The sequence below is a fragment of the Rhodococcus sp. OAS809 genome (assembly GCF_040546695.1).
Taxonomy (GTDB): domain Bacteria; phylum Actinomycetota; class Actinomycetes; order Mycobacteriales; family Mycobacteriaceae; genus Rhodococcus_F; species Rhodococcus_F qingshengii.
Window position 1 is genome coordinate 5,735,084 of the sequence record NZ_JBEPOI010000002.1, and the last position, 17,695, is coordinate 5,752,778.

18 protein-coding genes are annotated in these 17,695 nt (G+C 63.1%); 9 read left to right on the forward strand and 9 right to left on the reverse strand.

The genetic code is table 11. From position 1 onward, the window contains the following. Position 1 precedes the first annotated feature (1 nt). Positions 2–904: a dihydrodipicolinate synthase family protein gene (locus ABIE52_RS29955; RefSeq protein WP_007727643.1), complete on the reverse strand. Its 903-nt coding sequence runs from the start codon at positions 902–904 to the stop codon at positions 2–4. A 33-nt stretch (positions 905–937) separates the two neighbouring features. Further along, positions 938–1,723, reverse strand: a complete 786-nt coding sequence (locus ABIE52_RS29960) for an aldolase (RefSeq protein ID WP_007727641.1) — start codon at positions 1,721–1,723, stop codon at positions 938–940. A gap of 166 nt (positions 1,724–1,889) precedes the next feature. On the opposite strand from ABIE52_RS29960, the gene ABIE52_RS29965 reads away from it, so the two are divergent. Both ABIE52_RS29965 and ABIE52_RS29970 read left to right on the forward strand, forming a co-directional pair. Next, on the forward strand, positions 1,890–2,480 hold the full coding sequence (locus ABIE52_RS29965) for a helix-turn-helix domain-containing protein (RefSeq protein ID WP_003946400.1): 591 nt from the start codon (positions 1,890–1,892) through the stop codon (positions 2,478–2,480). Next, entirely contained in the window at positions 2,477–2,902 is a 426-nt protein-coding gene (locus ABIE52_RS29970) for a hypothetical protein (RefSeq protein WP_003946354.1), read from the forward strand. Before ABIE52_RS29965 ends, ABIE52_RS29970 begins: the two co-directional genes overlap by 4 nt. Before the next feature lie 7 nt (positions 2,903–2,909). Here ABIE52_RS29970 and ABIE52_RS29975 read toward each other — a convergent pair whose 3' ends face one another. The 3 genes from ABIE52_RS29975 to ABIE52_RS29985 are packed head-to-tail and all read right to left on the reverse strand — an operon-like array spanning position 2,910 to position 7,347. After that, positions 2,910–4,382: a carboxylesterase/lipase family protein gene (locus ABIE52_RS29975; RefSeq protein ID WP_192712290.1), complete on the reverse strand. Its 1,473-nt coding sequence runs from the start codon at positions 4,380–4,382 to the stop codon at positions 2,910–2,912. After that, entirely contained in the window at positions 4,379–5,908 is a 1,530-nt protein-coding gene (locus ABIE52_RS29980; protein ID WP_003946388.1) for a carboxylesterase/lipase family protein, read from the reverse strand. Before ABIE52_RS29980 ends, ABIE52_RS29975 begins: the two co-directional genes overlap by 4 nt. 29 nt (positions 5,909–5,937) lie before the next feature. After that, a complete protein-coding gene (locus ABIE52_RS29985) occupies positions 5,938–7,347 on the reverse strand; it encodes a dihydrolipoyl dehydrogenase family protein (protein ID WP_192712291.1) in 1,410 nt (469 codons plus the stop codon). Positions 7,348–7,429: 82 nt separating this feature from the next. On the opposite strand from ABIE52_RS29985, the gene ABIE52_RS29990 reads away from it, so the two are divergent. Together ABIE52_RS29990 and ABIE52_RS29995 are read left to right on the forward strand one after the other, a co-directional pair. Beyond that, complete coding sequence (locus ABIE52_RS29990) at positions 7,430–8,182, forward strand: SDR family oxidoreductase (protein WP_007727631.1); 753 nt, start codon at positions 7,430–7,432, stop codon at positions 8,180–8,182. Further along, entirely contained in the window at positions 8,182–9,504 is a 1,323-nt protein-coding gene (locus tag ABIE52_RS29995) for an NAD(P)/FAD-dependent oxidoreductase (RefSeq protein ID WP_003946361.1), read from the forward strand. The genes ABIE52_RS29990 and ABIE52_RS29995 overlap by 1 nt, the downstream gene beginning before the upstream one ends. A 3-nt stretch (positions 9,505–9,507) precedes the next feature. Here the strand turns inward: ABIE52_RS29995 and ABIE52_RS30000 are convergent, their stop codons facing one another. Beyond that, positions 9,508–10,011 carry a COG4315 family predicted lipoprotein gene (locus ABIE52_RS30000; protein WP_007727629.1) on the reverse strand — a complete coding sequence of 168 codons (504 nt, stop codon included), beginning with the start codon at positions 10,009–10,011 and terminating at the stop codon, positions 9,508–9,510. A gap of 125 nt (positions 10,012–10,136) precedes the next feature. Here ABIE52_RS30000 and ABIE52_RS30005 point away from each other — a divergent pair, with 125 nt between their 5' ends. From ABIE52_RS30005 to ABIE52_RS30015, 3 genes are read left to right on the forward strand one after another with little or no spacing between them, the layout of a single operon-like run. Next, positions 10,137–10,607, forward strand: coding sequence for a MarR family winged helix-turn-helix transcriptional regulator (locus tag ABIE52_RS30005; protein ID WP_007727626.1), 471 nt, complete (start codon positions 10,137–10,139; stop codon positions 10,605–10,607). 1 nt (position 10,608) lies between these two features. Continuing rightward, positions 10,609–11,460, forward strand: a complete 852-nt coding sequence (locus ABIE52_RS30010; protein WP_192712292.1) for an ABC transporter ATP-binding protein — start codon at positions 10,609–10,611, stop codon at positions 11,458–11,460. Beyond that, positions 11,420–12,238, forward strand: a complete 819-nt coding sequence (locus ABIE52_RS30015) for an ABC transporter permease (protein WP_007727621.1) — start codon at positions 11,420–11,422, stop codon at positions 12,236–12,238. The genes ABIE52_RS30010 and ABIE52_RS30015 overlap by 41 nt, the downstream gene beginning before the upstream one ends. A 26-nt stretch (positions 12,239–12,264) precedes the next feature. Here the strand turns inward: ABIE52_RS30015 and ABIE52_RS30020 are convergent, their stop codons facing one another. Continuing rightward, positions 12,265–12,708 carry a helix-turn-helix domain-containing protein gene (locus ABIE52_RS30020; RefSeq protein ID WP_003946341.1) on the reverse strand — a complete coding sequence of 148 codons (444 nt, stop codon included), beginning with the start codon at positions 12,706–12,708 and terminating at the stop codon, positions 12,265–12,267. Positions 12,709–13,260: 552 nt separating this feature from the next. Continuing rightward, a complete protein-coding gene (locus tag ABIE52_RS30025; RefSeq protein WP_192712293.1) occupies positions 13,261–13,419 on the reverse strand; it encodes a hypothetical protein in 159 nt (52 codons plus the stop codon). Positions 13,420–13,629: 210 nt separating this feature from the next. On the opposite strand from ABIE52_RS30025, the gene ABIE52_RS30030 reads away from it, so the two are divergent. Further along, entirely contained in the window at positions 13,630–14,442 is an 813-nt protein-coding gene (locus ABIE52_RS30030) for an FAD:protein FMN transferase (RefSeq protein ID WP_007727618.1), read from the forward strand. A 1-nt stretch (position 14,443) separates the two neighbouring features. Here ABIE52_RS30030 and pgi read toward each other — a convergent pair whose 3' ends face one another. Next, positions 14,444–16,099 (reverse strand): glucose-6-phosphate isomerase, encoded by a 1,656-nt coding sequence (gene pgi, locus ABIE52_RS30035; RefSeq protein ID WP_007727615.1) that lies wholly within the window; start codon positions 16,097–16,099, stop codon positions 14,444–14,446. 92 nt (positions 16,100–16,191) lie between these two features. On the opposite strand from pgi, the gene ABIE52_RS30040 reads away from it, so the two are divergent. Next, entirely contained in the window at positions 16,192–17,646 is a 1,455-nt protein-coding gene (locus tag ABIE52_RS30040) for an NAD-dependent succinate-semialdehyde dehydrogenase (RefSeq protein ID WP_192712294.1), read from the forward strand. Positions 17,647–17,695: the final 49 nt, after the last annotated feature.

Here is a 17,695-nt window from a genome sequence, read left to right on the forward strand (position 1 = left end):
GTCACGACGCGACGATTACACCGCGAGCCACCGACAGAGCGTCGGACAAAGCTGTCCTGGTGTTGTCGTCGAGGGACAGCAGGGGCCGGCGGGGAAGGCCGGCGTCGATGCCGAGAGATTCCAACCCGGCTTTGACCGTCGACGGCAGTCCGCGACTGACGAGGACCTTCAGTAGCGGCTCGATCTGTTCGAACACAGCGGCGGCACCCGACCGATCACCGGATTCGAGTAGACGCCAGAAGTGCACCACCTGTTCGGGGGCCAGACACGGGGCTGCCGTGCACCATCCGCTTGCACCGGCAGAGAAAGATTGCAGTGCAAGAGGATTGCTGCCGTTGAAGAAGGGGATCGTGCCACCGCTCAGTTCGTTGATGCGGTTCATCCGGGTGATGTCGCCGGTGGATTCCTTGATCATCGTGACGCCGTCGACGGTGGAGACGAGATCGACGAGAAATTCCGGCGACATGTCGATCCCGGTGGTGGCCGGATTGTTGTAGATCATCGTGGGAATGTCGACGGAATCGGCCACCGCGGTGACGTGTTCACGAATCTCCTGCTCACCCAGATGCCAGTACGACGTGGGGAGGATCATCATTGCGTCGGCTCCGGCGTCTGCCGCGATCGATGCTCGGCGGAGTGCTCCCGCCGTCGTCAGATCCGACACTCCGACGACGGTGGGGACTCGGCGGTCGACGTAGTCGACAGTCTCCCGAGCGACCGTCTCCCACTCTGCATCGTCGAGATAGGCGCTCTCGCCGGTACTGCCGAGTGGGGCTATCGCGTCGACACCACTGCTGATCATGCTGTCGAGGAGCGTGTGTAGCGGCTTGGGGTCGAATGCTCCGGTGTCCCGGTCGAACGGGGTGATGGGATAGGCGACGATTCCCTTGATGGTGCTGCTCATGAGGCTCTCAGTTCTGTTGGTGGGAAACAAAAGTCAGTTGGTCAGTGTGTCGGGATGATTGCGGAGAGCGCGACGGGCGTAGTAAGCGAAGTTCGCCTCGCTGCGCCGAGGAGTCAGTGTCCAATCGTGTGCCTCCTTCGCCAGGCGAGGCGGTAGCGGCTTGATGTCTCCGGCAGCCATCGCCAGCAACTGCAGTCTGGCCGCTCGCTCGATCAGATGCCCGAGAGAGCATGCCTCTTCGACCGTGTTGCCGACGACGAGTTGGCCGTGGTGGGCGAGCAGAATTGCCCGCTTGTCGCCGAGTGCAGCCGAAATGATCTCGCCCTCCTCGTTTCCCACGGGAACCCCGGGCCAGTCGGCGAGAAATGCGCAGTCGTCGTAGAGCGGCGCGATGTCCATTTGGGAGACGACGAGGGGAATCTCGAGCATCGACAGCGCCGTCGCATGTAGTGGGTGTGTGTGGACGATGCAGTTGACGTCGGGTCGTGCGCGGTAGATCCAACTGTGGAACCTGTTGGCGGGGTTCGGCATGCCCTCCCCGTCGAGGACTTCGAGATCCTCGTTGACGAGCAGGAGGTTGTCCTCGGTGATCTCGTCGAACCCGAGGCCGAGTCGCTGTGTGACAAACGTTCCTGGCTGCCCACCGCGGGCGGAGATCTGTCCGGCAAGGCCGGAGTCGTGGCCGGCGTCCGACAGTGCCCGGCAGGTCAGTGCGATCTTCTGTCGAAGAGTCCAACTACCTGTCGTTACTTCGGTGAGCATCTTCGTCTCGGCGGTGGCCATGAGTTCCTGCTTGCTCGCACGCATCGTGTCGGTCATGGGGTGTGCCTTTCTCGGGACCCGGAAATCAATGACATTCAGTCACCTATAAGACACAAAGTGTCATATAGGACGGAAATGCGCAACCCTCGATTCCTGCATCGCTGATCGCCGCAGGTCAATGTATTGGTAGGGTGATGACACAAAGTCGCGTGAGGGGAACCGAATGGCAGCGTTTTTGCGAACACATCGGCGTCGCGCCGGTCTGACGCTCGAGGGCCTGGCCGAGCAGACCGGTCTGACGAAGAGCTATCTCTCCAAGGTCGAGCGGGGTATCAGTACCCCGTCGATCGCGGTGGCACTCAAGATTGCGCGTGTGCTCGACGCCGATGTGGGGCAACTGTTCTCGGACAGTATGGAGGGAAATGCCATGACGATCGTGCGCGCGAAGGACCGCGTGATCGACCCGGCCAACTCCGTGCAGTCTTCCGTCTACGATCCGATCGCGCCCTCACTGGTCGGAAAGGCCATGCAGCCGTTCGTGGTTCATCCGGCCTCGGTGATGGGTCCCAAGTTCATGGACCACACGGGAGAGGAGTTCGTGTTCGTGCATTCCGGATCCGTAGAATTCGAAATCCCCGGGCAGACGATGCACCTCGACGCCGGCGACAGCTTGTACTTCGACGCGAATACGCCGCACCGGATGCGGTCGGTGTCGGCGGATCGTGCGGTGGTGCTGGTTGTCGTCTACGACAAGCCTTCGGCTGGATCACCCAGCGGTGACTCGCTGGAAACGCACTGCGGGGTGGGCAGATGACGCTGGGGATCGACACGACACTGACGCTTCTCGCTGCCGGTCTGATCTTCCTTCTCTCCCTGTGCCTGGGAATCTGGAAATACCGACAGATGGCCACTTCGGACAATCACCTCGCCCATCCGTATGTCGACATCGCACACCGCGCTGCCCTGATGTACTCGTTTGCGACGCTGCTGATCGCGGTGTTCGTCGAACTCAGTGCGTGGCCGACGTGGATCAACCTGACCAGTGCCGCAGTGGTCGTGTTCTTCTTTCTCGCAGCGATATTCAGCTACATCGCTCACGGTGCGATGAAGGACACCGACAATCAGTTCGAGTCCGCCGGTCCGCCCCTGCACCTCGGGATGTTTCTGCTGATCCTCGGTGAGGTGGGCGGATTTGCCGTCCTACTCGCAGGTTTCGTGAAAGGTCAGTTCTTCTGATCGGGCTTCAGCGCCTGTGCTCGTAGCCGATCCAAGCCCGTCGACGCTCACCCATCGGGTCGTTCTCCACTCGGGACGTCTCGTCGAAGATCATTGTTTGCCGCTCCGGTACGGAGTAGGCGGGCCAATCCCGGTCCGGCACTCCGTGGCGGGCGAAATGGATCCAGTGGCGCTGCATGGTGGAGGTCACCGCAGTCAGTCCGCGGCGCCCACCGACCGCGGTCAAGGCCGCGGTGAGTGCATCCGAACGCCCGAAGACCGCAAGCAATTCGGTGGCGTGGGTAGCGCCCATGCCGACGAGTCTGAGCAGGCGAGGCGCAAAATCGTAGCGGTAACTGTAGGTAGGAGCTACCTGGCAATGACCCTGTGCGCAGAGTATCGCGGGCTCCCAGAACGTGATGTCGCCGCCGAGATCTGCGGCAGCAAACCGGTGCGGATACGTGGGATACGCCGCGAGCGCACGTGCTTTCACTTCAGGGGTGGTGTGGGAGAACATCTTCTCGATCCGAACCGGGTCGGTAGGCAAGATGTCGAGAACGCGCGGGAAGATTCTTCCCTCGTGGAGATTCGAACCGACGAGCAGCGGAACGGGGTGGGCGCGTCCGGCGGCGAACACGTCGAGCGGGTGTTCGGGAAGGACGTCGTCACCCACCACGGGGGCAAATGCCCGCGTTCCGGGTTCTTCGTCCGCGCCGCGGCGTGCAAGTTCTTCGCCGGCAGCGACCAGGTCCTTCACCGAAGCGGAGCGCAGCCACGATCCCGGATCGGTATCCGGAGCCTGTGCGATCTCGAGGAACTCGCGTGCCCAACGGTGCGCTCGCTCTTTTCCGTATGCCGAAGCAGCCGGCGGACTTTGAGCGATGGCCCGGGCGAACAGCCCTCGTGCCGCCGGCGTTGCCATCAGAGTGGTGACCGCGTTGGCGCCGGACGATTCACCGAAGACGGTGACGGCGTTCGGGTCGCCGCCGAAAGCGGCGATGTTGCGTTGGACCCACGTCATCGCGGCGATCTGATCGCGCAATCCGAGGTTCGTCTCGAATGATCTTTCCGCAGTGGAATATTCACTGAAATCGAGGTAGCCCAACGCGCCGAGACGATATTGGATCGAGACGTAGACGATGTCGCCACGTTCGACCAGGCTCGTTCCGCAGTACATGGGCGTCGACGGATTCCCGCCGTTGTACGCGCCGCCGTGAATGAAAACCATGACCGGTCGCAACGAATCCGACGGTACCTGCGGAGCCACGACATTGACGAAGAGTGAGTTCTCGTCGAAGTTGCTCTTGCGCTGCGGAGACGGAGAGCCGAATGCTTCCGCCGGGCGGACACCATGCCAAGCCTCGACCGGCTGCGGTGCGCGAAATCTCCAAGGACCGGTCGGGGCCGTTGCGTAGGGGATTGCTCGCCAGGTGCGCAGTCCTCGATCGAGGCGCCCGCGTACGACCCCGGAATCGAGAGTGATCTCGAGGGGGCTCGTCACGGTAGGGAGATGTCGGTGCCGTGGCTACGGTAACCGCTGTATCCCGCCCAGGCCAAGCGTTGTTCACGTCTGGGATCGTTCTCGACGCGGACGATCTCGTCGAAGATCATGGTCCGACGCTCCTGCCCCTCGTAGCGCGGCCACGATCCGCGCGGCGAGCCGTGCTCGGCGAAGTGAAGCCAGTGTCCCTGAACAGATTCGGTGACTGCGCGCAGTCCGCGTCGACCGCCGGGAAGGGTGAGGCCGCGCCCGACAAGGGTGTCACCGATGCCGAAGACTGCAAACATCTCGAATCCGTGTGTGGCGTCGAGGCCGAGCCAGCGCATCATCGTCGGCGCGAAGTCGAATCGGTAGGCGTACGTCGGCGCCGATTGTGCGTGCGCTTGCATCAACTCCACGGACGGGTGCCAGAACGTGACGTCTCCGCCGACGTCGATCGCGGACTGCTCGTCCGGGTAGCCGGGATAGGTCGCGAGGATGCGCTTCCCGGCCTCGGGATCGGTGAGGGCAAACATGGTGTCGATGCGCGACGGGTTGGTCGGAAGTGCGTCGAGCACCTTCGGGAACAGCGTCCCCTCCCGTCTGTTGGTGCCGATGATCATCGGCACCTGGTGTGCCGATCCTTCTTTGAATGCGTCCAAGGGGGAGCGGGGGAGGAAGTCGCCGTCGACGACCGGCCCGAAGGGATGTAGTCCAGGTGTGTTCGCGAGTACCTCGGCGCCCAGTCTGCTTCCGGCTCTGCCCAATTCGACGGCTGTCGCCGAGGTCAGGGCCTTCGCGGGTGGTAGGCCGGAATTGAGGATCTCGACGAAACGCGCGCCCCAGGCATGCGATCGCTGCGTGCTCGAGACCAGATCCGGAGCCGAACTCTCGGCGATAGCGCCGGCAAAGAGTCCCTTGGCGGCCGGAGTCGCCATCAGGGTGGTGACGGCGGTGGCTCCGGCGGATTCACCGAAAATCGTGACTTTTTCAGGATCCCCACCGAAGGCGGCGATGTTGCGTTGCACCCACTGCAGGGCCGCGACCTGATCGCGCAGTCCGAGGTTGGAGTCGAATACGCGCTCGGATGTGGAGAACGGGGTGAAATCGAGGTAGCCCAGAGCGCCGAGTCGGTAGTTGATCGAGACGTAGACGACGTCGCCGCGTTCGACGAGGGACACGCCCGAGTACAAGCCGGTGGCCGAGGTCCCGATGGTGTTTGCCCCACCGTGGATGAAAACCATGACGGGACGCGGAGTATTGCCGGTGTTCGCGGGGGCGAGCACGTTGAGCGTCAGGCAGTCCTCGCTGCTCGGCTGGTACTTCCCGGGCGCGAGCAACAGCCCCTTCTTGTGTTGGACAGACGCGTCGCCGAACCTGGTCGCGTCGCGTTCTCCGGTCCACGGCGTGACCGGCTGGGGTCGCGTCAGACGCAGTGTTCCGACCGGCGGCCGGGCGTAGGGAATTCCGCGCCAGGCACGAAGTTTTCCCACCCGGCGGCCGCGCAGGGTGCCGTCGGCCGTGGTCACAAGTATGTCGGACGCCATGTCGCGACTATACGTACTTCGGGAGCGCGTCAGCGGCGAGCCTCCAGCAATCGAAGCCAGACTTCACTGACCGTCGGATACGAGGGCACCGCATGCCAGAGAGTTTCCAGTGGTACGGCGCCGACGACCGCGATTGTCGCCGCATGCACCAGCTCGGATACTTCGGGCCCGGCGAAGGTAGCGCCGAGGATCACGTCGGTGGCCTTGTCGATCACCAACTTCGCGCGCCCCGAGTAGTCGTCGCGCAGCAGCGAAGATCCCGCGACGGCGAGTTCGATCTCCACGACTTCGACGTCGTAGCCGTCGTCGCGAGCTTTCTTCTCGGTGCGTCCCACCCAGGCGATTTCGGGTGAGGTGAACACCACCTGGGGGACCTGTCCGTTGTCCGCCGACGCCGTGTACCGAGGTCCCCTGAGTCCGCGGCTCTCGGCCCGCGCGGCGATGACGTCTCCGCAGACTCTCGCCTGATACTTGCCCATGTGGGTGAGGGGAGAACGACCGTTGATGTCGCCGACGGCGTAGAGCCACTCACCTTGGGCACAGAGGTGATCGTCAGTGGTGACGTACTTGCCGTCCTCGAGGCCGATGACGGACAAGCCGAGATCGGCAGATGTCGGCCCGCGGCCCGCCGCGACGATGACCTCGTCGACTTCGATCACGCCGGACGATGTCTCGATGCTGACGGGTCCACCGTGGATGTGACCTTCGCCGGTGTCCTTGGCATCGGGGCGTGAGACCGAGTTGACGGCAGTGCTCAGTCGAACGTCCACACCGCGGGCGCCGAGTGCTTCGGCCACCATCGTTCCGGCAAACGGTTCTGCTGATTTCAACAGAGCATCGCCCCTCACGAGCAACGTCACGCGAGCGCCGAACGACGACAACCACGTTGCGCACTCCGTTGCGACCACTCCGCCGCCGATGACCGCCACTCGCGACGGAACCTCGTGCAGGTTGGTCGCATCGCGCGAGGTCCACGGGAGTGCCTCGCGCAATCCCGGTGTCTTCGGGACGGTGGCGGTCGTTCCCGTGGCGAGTACGACGGCCTGGCGGGCACGGAGCTTACGGGTCCCGTCGACGGTCACTGCTCGCTCGCCGTCGATGACCCCGTGGCCTTTGATCACGGTGATGCCCGCGGAGGTTGCCCAGTCGACCTGGGACGAGTCGTCGTGGTTGTGGGTGAACGAGTCGCGCCGTTTCAGAATGGCATCGACGTCCAGCGGTCCGGCCGGGATCCCGGGCAAGGCGTCGGCCGCCTCGAGGACCTGCCCCGGGCGCAGTAGTGCCTTGCTGGGCATACAGGCCCAATACGAGCATTCACCGCCGACCAGTTCGTGTTCCACGATTGCGGCGGTGCGATTACTTCCGGCGATGGCGTATGCGGCGGCGTTCTCGCCGGCGGGTCCACCGCCGATCACGATGACATCGAATTCGTCGGTCATTGCTCCACGGTATGTCGGATCGGTCCGAGTTCGCTCGGTTACCGCCGGGTACGAGAACTCGATGATGGTTACAGTTGCACCCATGACGCGGCAGAAGATTTTGATCACCGGTGCCAGTTCGGGTCTGGGTGAGGAGATGGCCAGGAGATTCGCCGCGGCCGGTCGCGACCTCGCGTTGTGTGCCCGGCGGACGGATCGTCTCGACACGCTGCGTGGGGAGCTGGTGGCGCAGTACCCGTCGATCAGCGTCGCAGTGCGCGAACTCGATGTGACCGAACACGATTCCGTCGTCCGGGTTTTCGGTGAGCTGCGCGACGAGTTGGGTGGCCTGGACCGGGTGATCGTGAACGCCGGGCTCGGCAAGGGCGCCAAGATCGGAACCGGAAAAGCGCACGCGAATCTTGCAACAGCGCAGACGAATTTTGTCGGCGCGCTGTCGCAGTGTGAAGCTGCGCTCGAGATCTTCCGCGCGCAGGACTCCGGACACCTGGTTCTCGTGTCCTCGATAAGCGCGGATCGGGGGCTACCCGGGCCAAAAGCGGCCTATTCGGCGAGCAAGGCGGGAGTAGCGGCGCTGGGTGAGGCGCTCAGTATCGAGTTGGCGCGCACACCTATTCGGGTCACCACGCTGCTGCCGGGCTTCATCAAGACCGACATGTCCGCCGGCGCCGGCGACGACGCTGCGCTCATGGCCAGTCTGGACGAAGGCGTCAGTGCCATGGTCGACGCTATCGAGAAGGAAACCACCCGAGCGGCGCTACCCGGCCTCAAGTGGCAAGGGATAGATGCGGCCCTACGATTCCTGCCCAACTCCGTGACAGCGAGGTTTGTCTGATGAGCATCCACATCTCGAACGGTAAGCCCCGGGTAGTGATCGTCGGTGGCGGCTTCGGTGGACTGTATGCAGCGAGACGACTCAAGAAGGCTGACGTCGAGGTGGTTCTGATCGACCGAGGGACCAGCCACGTCTTCCAGCCCCTGCTCTACCAGTGCGCCACGGGTCTGCTCTCCGAAGGGCAGATCGCAAGTCCGCTGCGACATCTGCTCGAGGACAACAAGAACACGAACGTCGTTCTGGGCGAGGCCAAGTCGGTGGACGCCGACGCCGGGATACTGACTGCCAGTCGCTTCGACGGGTCGACCTTCGAATTGCCGTACGACTACCTGATCGTGGCGGCTGGAATGCGCCAGTCCTACCACGGCCAGGACGAGTTCATCAAATGGGCGCCCGGCATGAAAACCCTCGACGACGCTTTGGCGATCAGGCGCAGTCTCATTGCTGCGTTCGAGATGGCCGAATCGCTCCCGACTGCGGAAGAACGTCGACCGTGGCTGACATTCGCCGTGGCGGGCGGCGGACCCACCGGCGTCGAATTAGCCGGACAGATCCGCGAATTGGCGATGCACGCGCTCACCAACGAGTTCCGGTCCATCGACCCTGACGAGGCAAGGGTACTGCTCTTCCACGGCGACGATCGGGTGCTCCCTTCGTTCAGTCGCAAGCTCTCGGCCGCCGCCAAACGTACTCTCGACGGGATCGGCGTCGAGACTCACCTCGGCGTGCACGTCACCGACGTGTGCGAGACCAGCATCGAGACGACGGACAAGAAGACAAAAGAGAAGCGGCAGTACGAGACCCGCACGATTCTGTGGACCGCGGGCGTCGAAGCAGTGCCGTTCGCCGAGGCACTGGCCACGGCGCTGGGTGTGAAGCAGGTCGGCGGTGGCCGCATCGAGGTGGAAGCCGATCTGACCGTTCCCGGCCACCCGAACGTCTACGTGGTGGGCGACCTCATGTCGCGGGACAAACTTGCCGGGGTGGCCGAGGTCGCGATGCAGGGTGGTCGGCACGCCGGTGCCCGGATCGCTGCAACCGTAGAAAACGGAGTGCCCAGCCGAAAACCGTTCAAGTACCGCGATCTTGGAACCGCGGCCTACATTTCGCGACGCCACGCGTTGCTTCAGGCAGGGCCGGTCCAGTTGTCCGGGTTCATCGGATGGGTGTCCTGGGGAATCATCCACATCGCGTTCCTCGCGGGGTTCCGCAATCGCGCCAGCACGGTGCTGAACTGGGGCGCAACCCTGGCGTCGAAGACGCGTCGGGAACGGGCAATCACGTACGGCGACCCCGAAACCGCTCGGCAGCCGTACAACTGAGGGTTACTCGGTCTTGAACACGGGGTTTCCGGCGGTGTCGATCATCCACCACAGGCTGCCGACGCTCTGTCCGAGCATGTCGCCGGGAACCTTGTCGTCGAGGTACCGATAGACGGGCTTGCCGTTGACGGTGATCTGGAAAGATCCTTCCGGCCCGTCGATGGTACCGATGACAGCGTCGATTCCTTCGACGATCGGCGAATCCGTGACCGAGGTGACCGCCGGCCAGTAACGCAGGCACGCTTCGTCGCACGACCCGGCTTGTGAGTTCTCCTCGTCCGGGTTGTAGACGTAGACGGTCATGCCTTCGCCGTCGACGGCGATCGTCCCGAGTGGGGAGTCGGCGGTCTTCAGCAGGGGTGCATCAGCGGCGGCGGGTGGCGACAGCGACGTCGAAATGGCAGTGACGTTGTCTGCGCTGTCCCCGGAATCGAGGGCGTCGGGCGAGCAACCGGTGAGGATCAGGGCGGTACTCGCAACTGTCGCGAACAACCACTGTCTGCGCATGACGTCTCCGTTCTGGGCGGGAGTGCTCGGGACAAGCAATCGGGGATACCCGTTGCGGACGAGCTGAAAACGCCGGGCGTCCGGATTCCTCGACAATAGCTCTGTTACAGAGCTATTGTGAGGTTGTGGATGGAAGCGGAGCAAATCTTGCGGATGACGTCCTGGAGACGCTCGGACAATTGCGCCGGGGTACGAGGAAGGCATCGGGGCGGCCGTTTGCGGAACGACCGCTCGCCGGCGCCCAGATCGAACTCGTCAGGCTGCTACGACGCAACCCGGGTCTGTCGGTGGCCGAGGCTGCCGGGCGATTGGGTGTCGCGGCAAACACGGTGTCCACCTTGGTGCGGCAGCTCGTCGACGAGGGAGTGATCGAACGCGTTGCCGACGAGGCCGACCGCCGCGTCGCGCGATTGGTGCTCGCGGACGAGGCGCGCGCCCGCGTCGAGGTGTGGCGTGATCGCCGGAGTGTGATTGTCGGTCAGGCATTGTCGACTCTGACCGCAGAGGACAGGGCAAGTATCGAGGCTGCTCTACCGGCCCTGTCTCGATTGGCGAGCGCTCTGGCAGCAGCCGGATCGGAAGGCGGGGGGCAGTGAGATGCTGACACAGTGGTGGAAGAGCCGAGCGGCAGGTTCACCCGACCCCGGCGCACACGCGGTCGAGATCGACTCGGTTACATACAAGTTCGGCGACCACCGCGCGGTGGACAACCTGAGTCTGGTCATCAATGCGGGGGAGTGTTTCGGCCTGCTCGGTCCCAACGGCGCAGGAAAGACTACGACGATCAGGTTGCTCAACACGTTACTTCCTCTGCAAGACGGTGACATTCGGATTCTCGGTCGCTCCGTTCGCAGCGAAGCGATGACCATTCGGCGCTACCTCGGGTACGTGCCACAACAGCTCTCGATCGAAAGCGCATTGACCGCACGCGAGAACGTGACCTGGTTCGCGCGACTGTACGACGTTCCGCGGTCCGAACGACGCGAGCGCGTCGACCAGGCGCTCGAGATGGTGGATCTGCTCGATTCAGGTGAGCGTCTCGCGTCGAGCTTCTCCGGCGGTATGGTGCGACGTCTCGAACTTGCGCAGGCGCTGGTGAACCGACCGTCGTTGCTGGTGCTCGACGAACCGACGGTGGGGCTGGATCCCATTGCCCGCGAATCCGTCTGGCAGCGAGTGGCGGAGATGCAGAAGCAGTACGGCATGACTGTGCTGCTCACGACGCACTACATGGAAGAAGCGGAGGAGTTGTGTGATCGTGTTGCGTTGATGCATCACGGTGAACTTCGTGCGGTGGGCGAGCCGAGCGCGTTGGCCGCCGAACTGGGGCCGGAGGTCACTCTCGAAGACGTGTTCCGTCACTACACCGGCGACGATCTCACCGGCGACAAGTCAGGAGGTCTCCACGATGTCCGCAGTGCCCGTCGCACAGCGCGCCGCTTGGGCTGATCCCACTACCAACAGTCTTGCTCGATTGCTCTCGAGAATTTACACATTCTGCCTCGTGGAAGTTCAGAAGTTGCGGCACGACCGATCTGAATTGGTCACGCGCGCAATCCAGCCGATCCTCTGGTTGGTGATCTTCGGTCAGACGTTCAGTCATATCCGAGCGATCCCGACTGGCGACGTACCGTATCTCGACTTTCTCGCGCCGGGCATCATTGCGCAGTCCGCGCTTTTTGTTGCGATCTTCTACGGAATCCAGATCATCTGGGAGCGTGACGCGGGAGTCCTCACCAAACTCATGGTGACGCCGACGCCACGAGCCGCGCTGGTCACCGGAAAGGCATTTGCGGCCGGTATCCGTGCGGTCGCCCAGGCCGTGGTCGTAGTCGTTGTAGCGGCGCTGCTGGGCGTGAGCATGACGTGGAACCCGATCAAGTTGCTCGGCGTCGTGGCTGTCGTTGTCCTCGGCTCGGCGTTCTTCGCCTGTCTGTCGGTTGCGATCGCGGGGATCGTGCTCAAACGAGATCGATTGATGGGCATCGGCCAGGCGATCACCATGCCGTTGTTCTTCGCGTCCAACGCTCTGTACCCGGTCGAACTCATGCCGACGTGGGTTCAGTGGCTCAGTCGCATCAATCCGCTGAGTTACGAGGTGTCAGCGCTGCGCGGTCTGCTGATCGGAATGCCGACCGACTACCTCGTCGACTTCGGCGTGCTGATCGGGGCCGCGCTGCTCGGAATCATCACAGCTTCGGCACTATTGGGCCGCTTGACTCGCTGATCTGACTCGCTGAACTTCGCTCCGGACTAGTCGCGAGTGAACGGTGGGGTGTAGGTGCTGCAATCCGGAGGGACGGCCGGGAGTCCTTCGGACGAGCGAAGTTTCTCCGCAATCGATGAGAGCAAGTCCTGCGATTCAGGGGAGAGATCGACCGCTTTTATGGCCAGAGAACGTAATTCGCTGTCGTGGAACTCCTCGACAACCGAACGGTCTTCTTCCGGAATCAGTTCGGGATCTTGGCGAGGTGTCGGGCCGAAGAAGTACTCTGCTGCCACGCCGAAGTAATCGGCCAATGCCAAAACGACTTGCTCCGATGGATTCGTGCGCACACCGCTCCGGAGTTGCGAGAGGTACGGTGTCGAAATCTTGCATCCACGTTGCGAAAGGGCTTCCACAACTTGTGCGTTGGTGAGTCTCGGTGCTGTGGCCGGGTACAAGGCGTTCAAACGGTCCTTGAATGAATCGGTCACAATTCCTCCCTCGAGCGTGACCCAGCGTCACAGCTACTTCGCAGTTTTCACATAGTAGACGACACGGTTATTCTGGACTCTGGTCGAAAGTCCTTTCACCTGCGGATATTTGGCGCAGAAAAATTCCAAAGACTTTGTAAAGTATGTGATTTTCGCCGCGTACTGACCGTTCGTTTTGCCAAGGTGTACGGCGGTAGCGTATAAGCCGAACGGTGGTGGTTACGCCATTGTGCTGCAGGTTCTTTCAGCCGGTCCTATCCATTTTGTGTCGATGCATTCCTGCTCGGTCTGTAACGTGCGAAGCGCTGCCGCCGGGCACCGGGCGTCGTCGTGCCGGCGGTTGGCGCGCCGCGTGTTCGGGACTTCTTCTCGGTGCTCTGCTCGACGCTCGCGCGCAGTGGTGGGCCCGTATTTTGCTGCACTCGAGAGTGAGCGCTCAGGTGTGTCCACCTGCGAAAGTGACGCGCATTGAAAGCGGCCGATTGGTATGTCATCGACGTTGGAACACAGTGCTTCTCGTCGGTCCCCATTTTTCATGCGGTGACATAAGGTTCATGCGGTGACATCAGCGCCGCCCGGGCGTGTTGCTGCGGCGGACCGGGCTCGAAGCGCAGCCGGCCGGCCGGACATGTCGAGCGTCGACTCTGCGTCTTTCGGATCGGAATAGCCCGCTGCGCCAGTAGTAGTCGACGTCGTCGCAGTCAGGTGCATGTCAGAACCATGTGGAGGATTACACGTCTTGCACACGGAGGGCGACAGTCCAGGCGGCAATTCTGTCGCACAGATCTACCATCCAGTCCCCGCCGTGCGCTGCTCAACCTGCGGCATGTGTGCCTCGGCCTCGGAAGCGCTTTATGGCACGGGGGTTGCTGACCGGCGCATACTGGTTACAACACAGTGTGTTCGAAGGGCAGGACTGACATGGTCAGTGTCGAGAAGTGGGCGATGTGGGATTCCGCCGTGGAGGTGGACGTCACCGAGGGCGCTGCGCTGCCTACTGCGCACGCGTTGATCGCAGCTGCCATCGACGAAACCGAAGCGGTCTGCGACCTTCGCCGGGGAGACGCCGAGATTCACGCCGTCAACCTCGCTCAGGGAACTCCGGTCAAAGTGACACGACGTATGTCGGCTCTGCTGCGGTCGGCGCTGTGGGCTGCCCGTATGACCGGCGGTGCAGTCAATCCGCTTGCCGACAACTACTCCGAGGACGAATCCATCCCTCCGGTGCACCCGACCCCGACGTTCGAGGACGTACAGCTCGACGGAGACGTGGTGTACGCGCCCTGGGGTGCGTCGTTCGACATCACCGGAGTTGCCAAGGCCGACACCGTCGATCGCGCCGCGCAGATCGTCGCCGCCGAATTACAATGCGGCGTTGCTGTGCGGATCGGCGACGTGATCGCCACGGCCGGCCATGCACCGGCTGGTGGCTGGCAGATTCCGGTGCCGGACAGCGAAGAAGTCGAACTGATCAACGGAACCGCGATGGCGACGGCGCGGGCGCTGGAGCTGCCCTCCTGGGAGCCGAACCAGGAGCGGCCCTCCACGGAATGGGCACAGGTCTCGGTGATTGCTGACGACGCGGTGTGGGCGTACGCCGCGAGCGAAGCTGCGTTGATCCGGGGGATAAGCGCCATCAAATGGGTTGAACAGCAAGAGCTTCGGGCTCGGCTCGTCGACCGATCCGGACGCGTGTACACAACGGAAAGTTGGTTCGGCCCGGCGGCCGCGTGAGTCAGGCCCGTCCGCGCTCTCTGCGGTACCACTGCACCAGAGCATCTGTGGATGTGTCGCCGAGGTCGCCGGGTGCTGCTTCGGAAGAGAGCGCAGGCCCCAGTTCCATGGCTTGTGTCTTGCCGAGTTCGACGCCCCACTGATCGAACGGATTGACACCCCAGACAGCACCTTCGACAAATACCTGGTGCTCGTAAAGTGCGATCAGCTGACCGACGACCGAGGGGGTCAGCTCCTTCGCCAAGATAGTGCTCGAAGGCCGGTTGCCTGGCATCACCTTGTGTGGCACCAGCTCCGGAGCAGTGCCCTCTGACGCGATTTCTTCGGCAGTCTTCCCGAACGCGAGAACCTTTGTCTGAGCGAAGAAGTTACTCATGAGCAGATCGTGCATTGATCCCGTGCCGTCCGCAGTAGGCAGATCGTCGGTGGATTCCGCGAACCCGATGAAATCGGCAGGCACCAGCCAGGTGCCCTGATGCAGGAGTTGGTAGAAGGCGTGTTGGCCGTTGGTTCCGGGCTCGCCCCAGAAGATCTCACCGGTGGACGTGGTCACCGGTGAGCCGTCGGCGCGAACCGATTTGCCGTTGGACTCCATGGTCAGCTGCTGCAGGTAGGCGGGAAAGCGCAGCAAGTCGTTGGAGTAGGGCAGAACTGCGCGGGACTGTGCGCCGAAGAAGTTGGAATACCAGAGCCCGATGAGGCCGAGGAGGACCGGCGCGTTCTGCTCGAGCGGTTGGTTTCGGAAGTGCGTGTCGATCTGGTGGAAACCGTCGAGGAACTCCGCAAAGCGAACCGGTCCGACGGCACACATGACCGACAAGCCGATCGCCGAGTCGACGGAGTAGCGCCCGCCGACCCAATCCCAGAACCCGAACATGTTCGCGGTGTCGATGCCGAACTCCGCCACACGGTCACCGTGGGTGGAGACTGCGACGAAATGCTTGGCTACGGCCGAGACGTCTTCGCTGCCCAGACCGGCGAACAGCCAACGCTTTGCCGCTGTCGCGTTGGTGAGGGTCTCGAGGGTGGAGAACGTCTTGGATGCGACGATGAAGAGCGTCGTCTCCGGATCGAGGTCGTCGAGCTGCCCGACCAGATCGACAGGGTCGATGTTGGAGACGAACCGGACGCTGATTCCGGCGTCGGCGTAATGCCGTAATGCGCGGTAGACCATCACCGGCCCGAGGTCGGAACCGCCGATGCCGATGTTGACGATGGTGCGGATGCGCTTGCCGGTAGCTCCGGTCCACTCGCCGCTGCGCACACGATCGGCAAAAGCGCCCATCGCGTCCAGAACTTCGTGAACGTCCGCGACGACGTCTTGACCGTCGACGGTCAGCGCAGAATCCTTGGGCAGACGCAGCGCTGTGTGCAGTACGGCGCGGTCTTCGGAAGTGTTGATGTGATCGCCCGCGAACATCGCGTCGCGTCGTGCCTCGACGCCGGCCTCGCGGGCCAGGTCGACGAGCAGCGCGAGAGTCTCGCGGCTGACGCGATGCTTGCTGTAGTCGATGTGAAGATCACCGGCGTCGATCGTCAGCTCTCGCCCGCGGGCTGGATCGTCCTGGAAGAGTTCTCGCAGGTGAACGCCTTCGATGTCGGCGTAATGAGCGCGCAGTTTCTGCCAGGCTGAGGTTCCGGTGATGTCAGTGCTCACGATCATCGACTTTAGTGGCACAAGCTGGAAACTTCCGCGTGAGTCTCGCTCGCGGGCAGACGGACGCGGCTCCGACGAGCATCATGGAACCCATGGACACATTCGAATTCATTCGATCAGTTCCCACCCAGTTGTTCGTCGGCGGTCGGTTCGTGCCCGCGGAGAACAACGCGACCTTCCCGGTGGCGGATCCGGCGACCGGGAAATCGTTGACCGATGTCGCCGATGCGAGCCCCGCGGACGCGCTGCGCGCTCTCGACGAAGCCGTCGCCGTCTCGTCGAAGTGGGCGAGCACACCTGCGCGCGAGCGTGGTGAAATCCTGCGAGCCGTCTTCGAGAAGATCACCGAGCGAGCCGAGGACGTGGCGCTGCTGATGACCCTCGAAATGGGCAAGGCACTCGCCGAAAGTCGCGCCGAGGTGAAGTACGGGGCGGAGTTCTTCCGGTGGTTCAGCGAGGAGGCCGTTCGCATCGGCGGGCGCTACACGCCGGCCCCGGCGGGCAACGGCCGGATCCTTGTCACCAAGGCGCCGGTCGGACCGTGTCTGGCCATCACTCCCTGGAATTTCCCGTTGGCGATGGGTACCCGCAAGATCGGCCCGGCGTTGGCCGCCGGCTGCACGATCATCGTCAAGCCTGCCTCGGAGACCCCGTTGACGATGTTGTTGCTTGCTCAGCTCATGGCCGAAGCCGGGTTGCCCGACGGAGTCCTCTCGGTGTTGCCGACATCGAAATCCGGTGAAGTGACCGGCCCTCTCATCGACGACCCTCGACTGCGCAAGCTCACCTTCACCGGCTCCACCGGCGTCGGCAAGATGCTGGTGGAGAAGTCCGCGAAGCGATTGCTCCGCACGTCGATGGAATTGGGTGGCAACGCACCCTTCGTGGTGTTCGACGACGCGGACGTCGACAAGGCAGTCGAGGGCGCGGTACTGGCGAAGCTTCGCAACGGAGGCGAAGCATGCACCGCCGCCAACCGGTTCCACGTCGCCAACGCCGTGCGTGAAGAGTTCACGACCAAGCTGACCGAGAAGATGGCGACTTTCACGATGGGACCCGGTACCGACCCGGAGACGAAGCTCGGCCCGCTGATCAACCAGAACCAACTCGACACGGTCGCGGAGTTGGTTGCAGATGCGGTGGATGCCGGGGCGAAGGTGCGACTGGGCGGCGAAGCGCCGGATGGTGAAGGGTACTTCTATCCAGCCACGGTGTTGGCAGACGTTCCGGCCAGCGCGCGGATTCTGAAAGAAGAGGTGTTCGGACCCGTCGCCGCGATCACCGGCTTCGACACCGAAGCCGAGGGAATCGCAGCCGCCAACGACACCGAGTTCGGACTGGCCGCGTACATCTTCACGAGGGATCTCGACCGTGCGCTTCGGGTTTCCGACGCACTGGAATCAGGAATGATCGGCGTCAACCGCGGAGTGATCTCGGACGCGGCAGCGCCGTTCGGTGGCGTGAAGGAATCCGGATTCGGCCGCGAGGGCGGGACCGAGGGGATCGAGGAATACCTGAACACGAAGTACATCGCGCTCGAGAGCTGATACACACGCGAACGGCCACATCGGGACTGCCAGAGGCATCCGATGTGGC

Bases quoted from the DNA above. Each gene is read 5' to 3' on its own strand.
- ABIE52_RS29955 (WP_007727643.1), bottom strand. From the start codon at position 904: ATGAGCAGCACCATCAAGGGAATCGTCGCCTATCCCATCACCCCGTTC.
- ABIE52_RS29965 (WP_003946400.1), top strand. From the start codon at position 1,890: ATGGCAGCGTTTTTGCGAACACATCGGCGTCGCGCCGGTCTGACGCTC.
- ABIE52_RS30030 (WP_007727618.1), top strand. From the start codon at position 13,630: ATGGTCAGTGTCGAGAAGTGGGCGATGTGGGATTCCGCCGTGGAGGTG.
- ABIE52_RS29985 (WP_192712291.1), bottom strand. From the start codon at position 7,347: ATGACCGACGAATTCGATGTCATCGTGATCGGCGGTGGACCCGCCGGC.
- ABIE52_RS29995 (WP_003946361.1), top strand. From the start codon at position 8,182: ATGAGCATCCACATCTCGAACGGTAAGCCCCGGGTAGTGATCGTCGGT.
- ABIE52_RS30010 (WP_192712292.1), top strand. From the start codon at position 10,609: ATGCTGACACAGTGGTGGAAGAGCCGAGCGGCAGGTTCACCCGACCCC.
- ABIE52_RS29980 (WP_003946388.1), bottom strand. From the start codon at position 5,908: ATGGCGTCCGACATACTTGTGACCACGGCCGACGGCACCCTGCGCGGC.
- ABIE52_RS29990 (WP_007727631.1), top strand. From the start codon at position 7,430: ATGACGCGGCAGAAGATTTTGATCACCGGTGCCAGTTCGGGTCTGGGT.
- ABIE52_RS30015 (WP_007727621.1), top strand. From the start codon at position 11,420: ATGTCCGCAGTGCCCGTCGCACAGCGCGCCGCTTGGGCTGATCCCACT.
- ABIE52_RS29960 (WP_007727641.1), bottom strand. From the start codon at position 1,723: ATGACCGACACGATGCGTGCGAGCAAGCAGGAACTCATGGCCACCGCC.
- ABIE52_RS30000 (WP_007727629.1), bottom strand. From the start codon at position 10,011: ATGCGCAGACAGTGGTTGTTCGCGACAGTTGCGAGTACCGCCCTGATC.
- ABIE52_RS29970 (WP_003946354.1), top strand. From the start codon at position 2,477: ATGACGCTGGGGATCGACACGACACTGACGCTTCTCGCTGCCGGTCTG.
- ABIE52_RS30025 (WP_192712293.1), bottom strand. From the start codon at position 13,419: ATGCACCTGACTGCGACGACGTCGACTACTACTGGCGCAGCGGGCTAT.
- ABIE52_RS30040 (WP_192712294.1), top strand. From the start codon at position 16,192: ATGGACACATTCGAATTCATTCGATCAGTTCCCACCCAGTTGTTCGTC.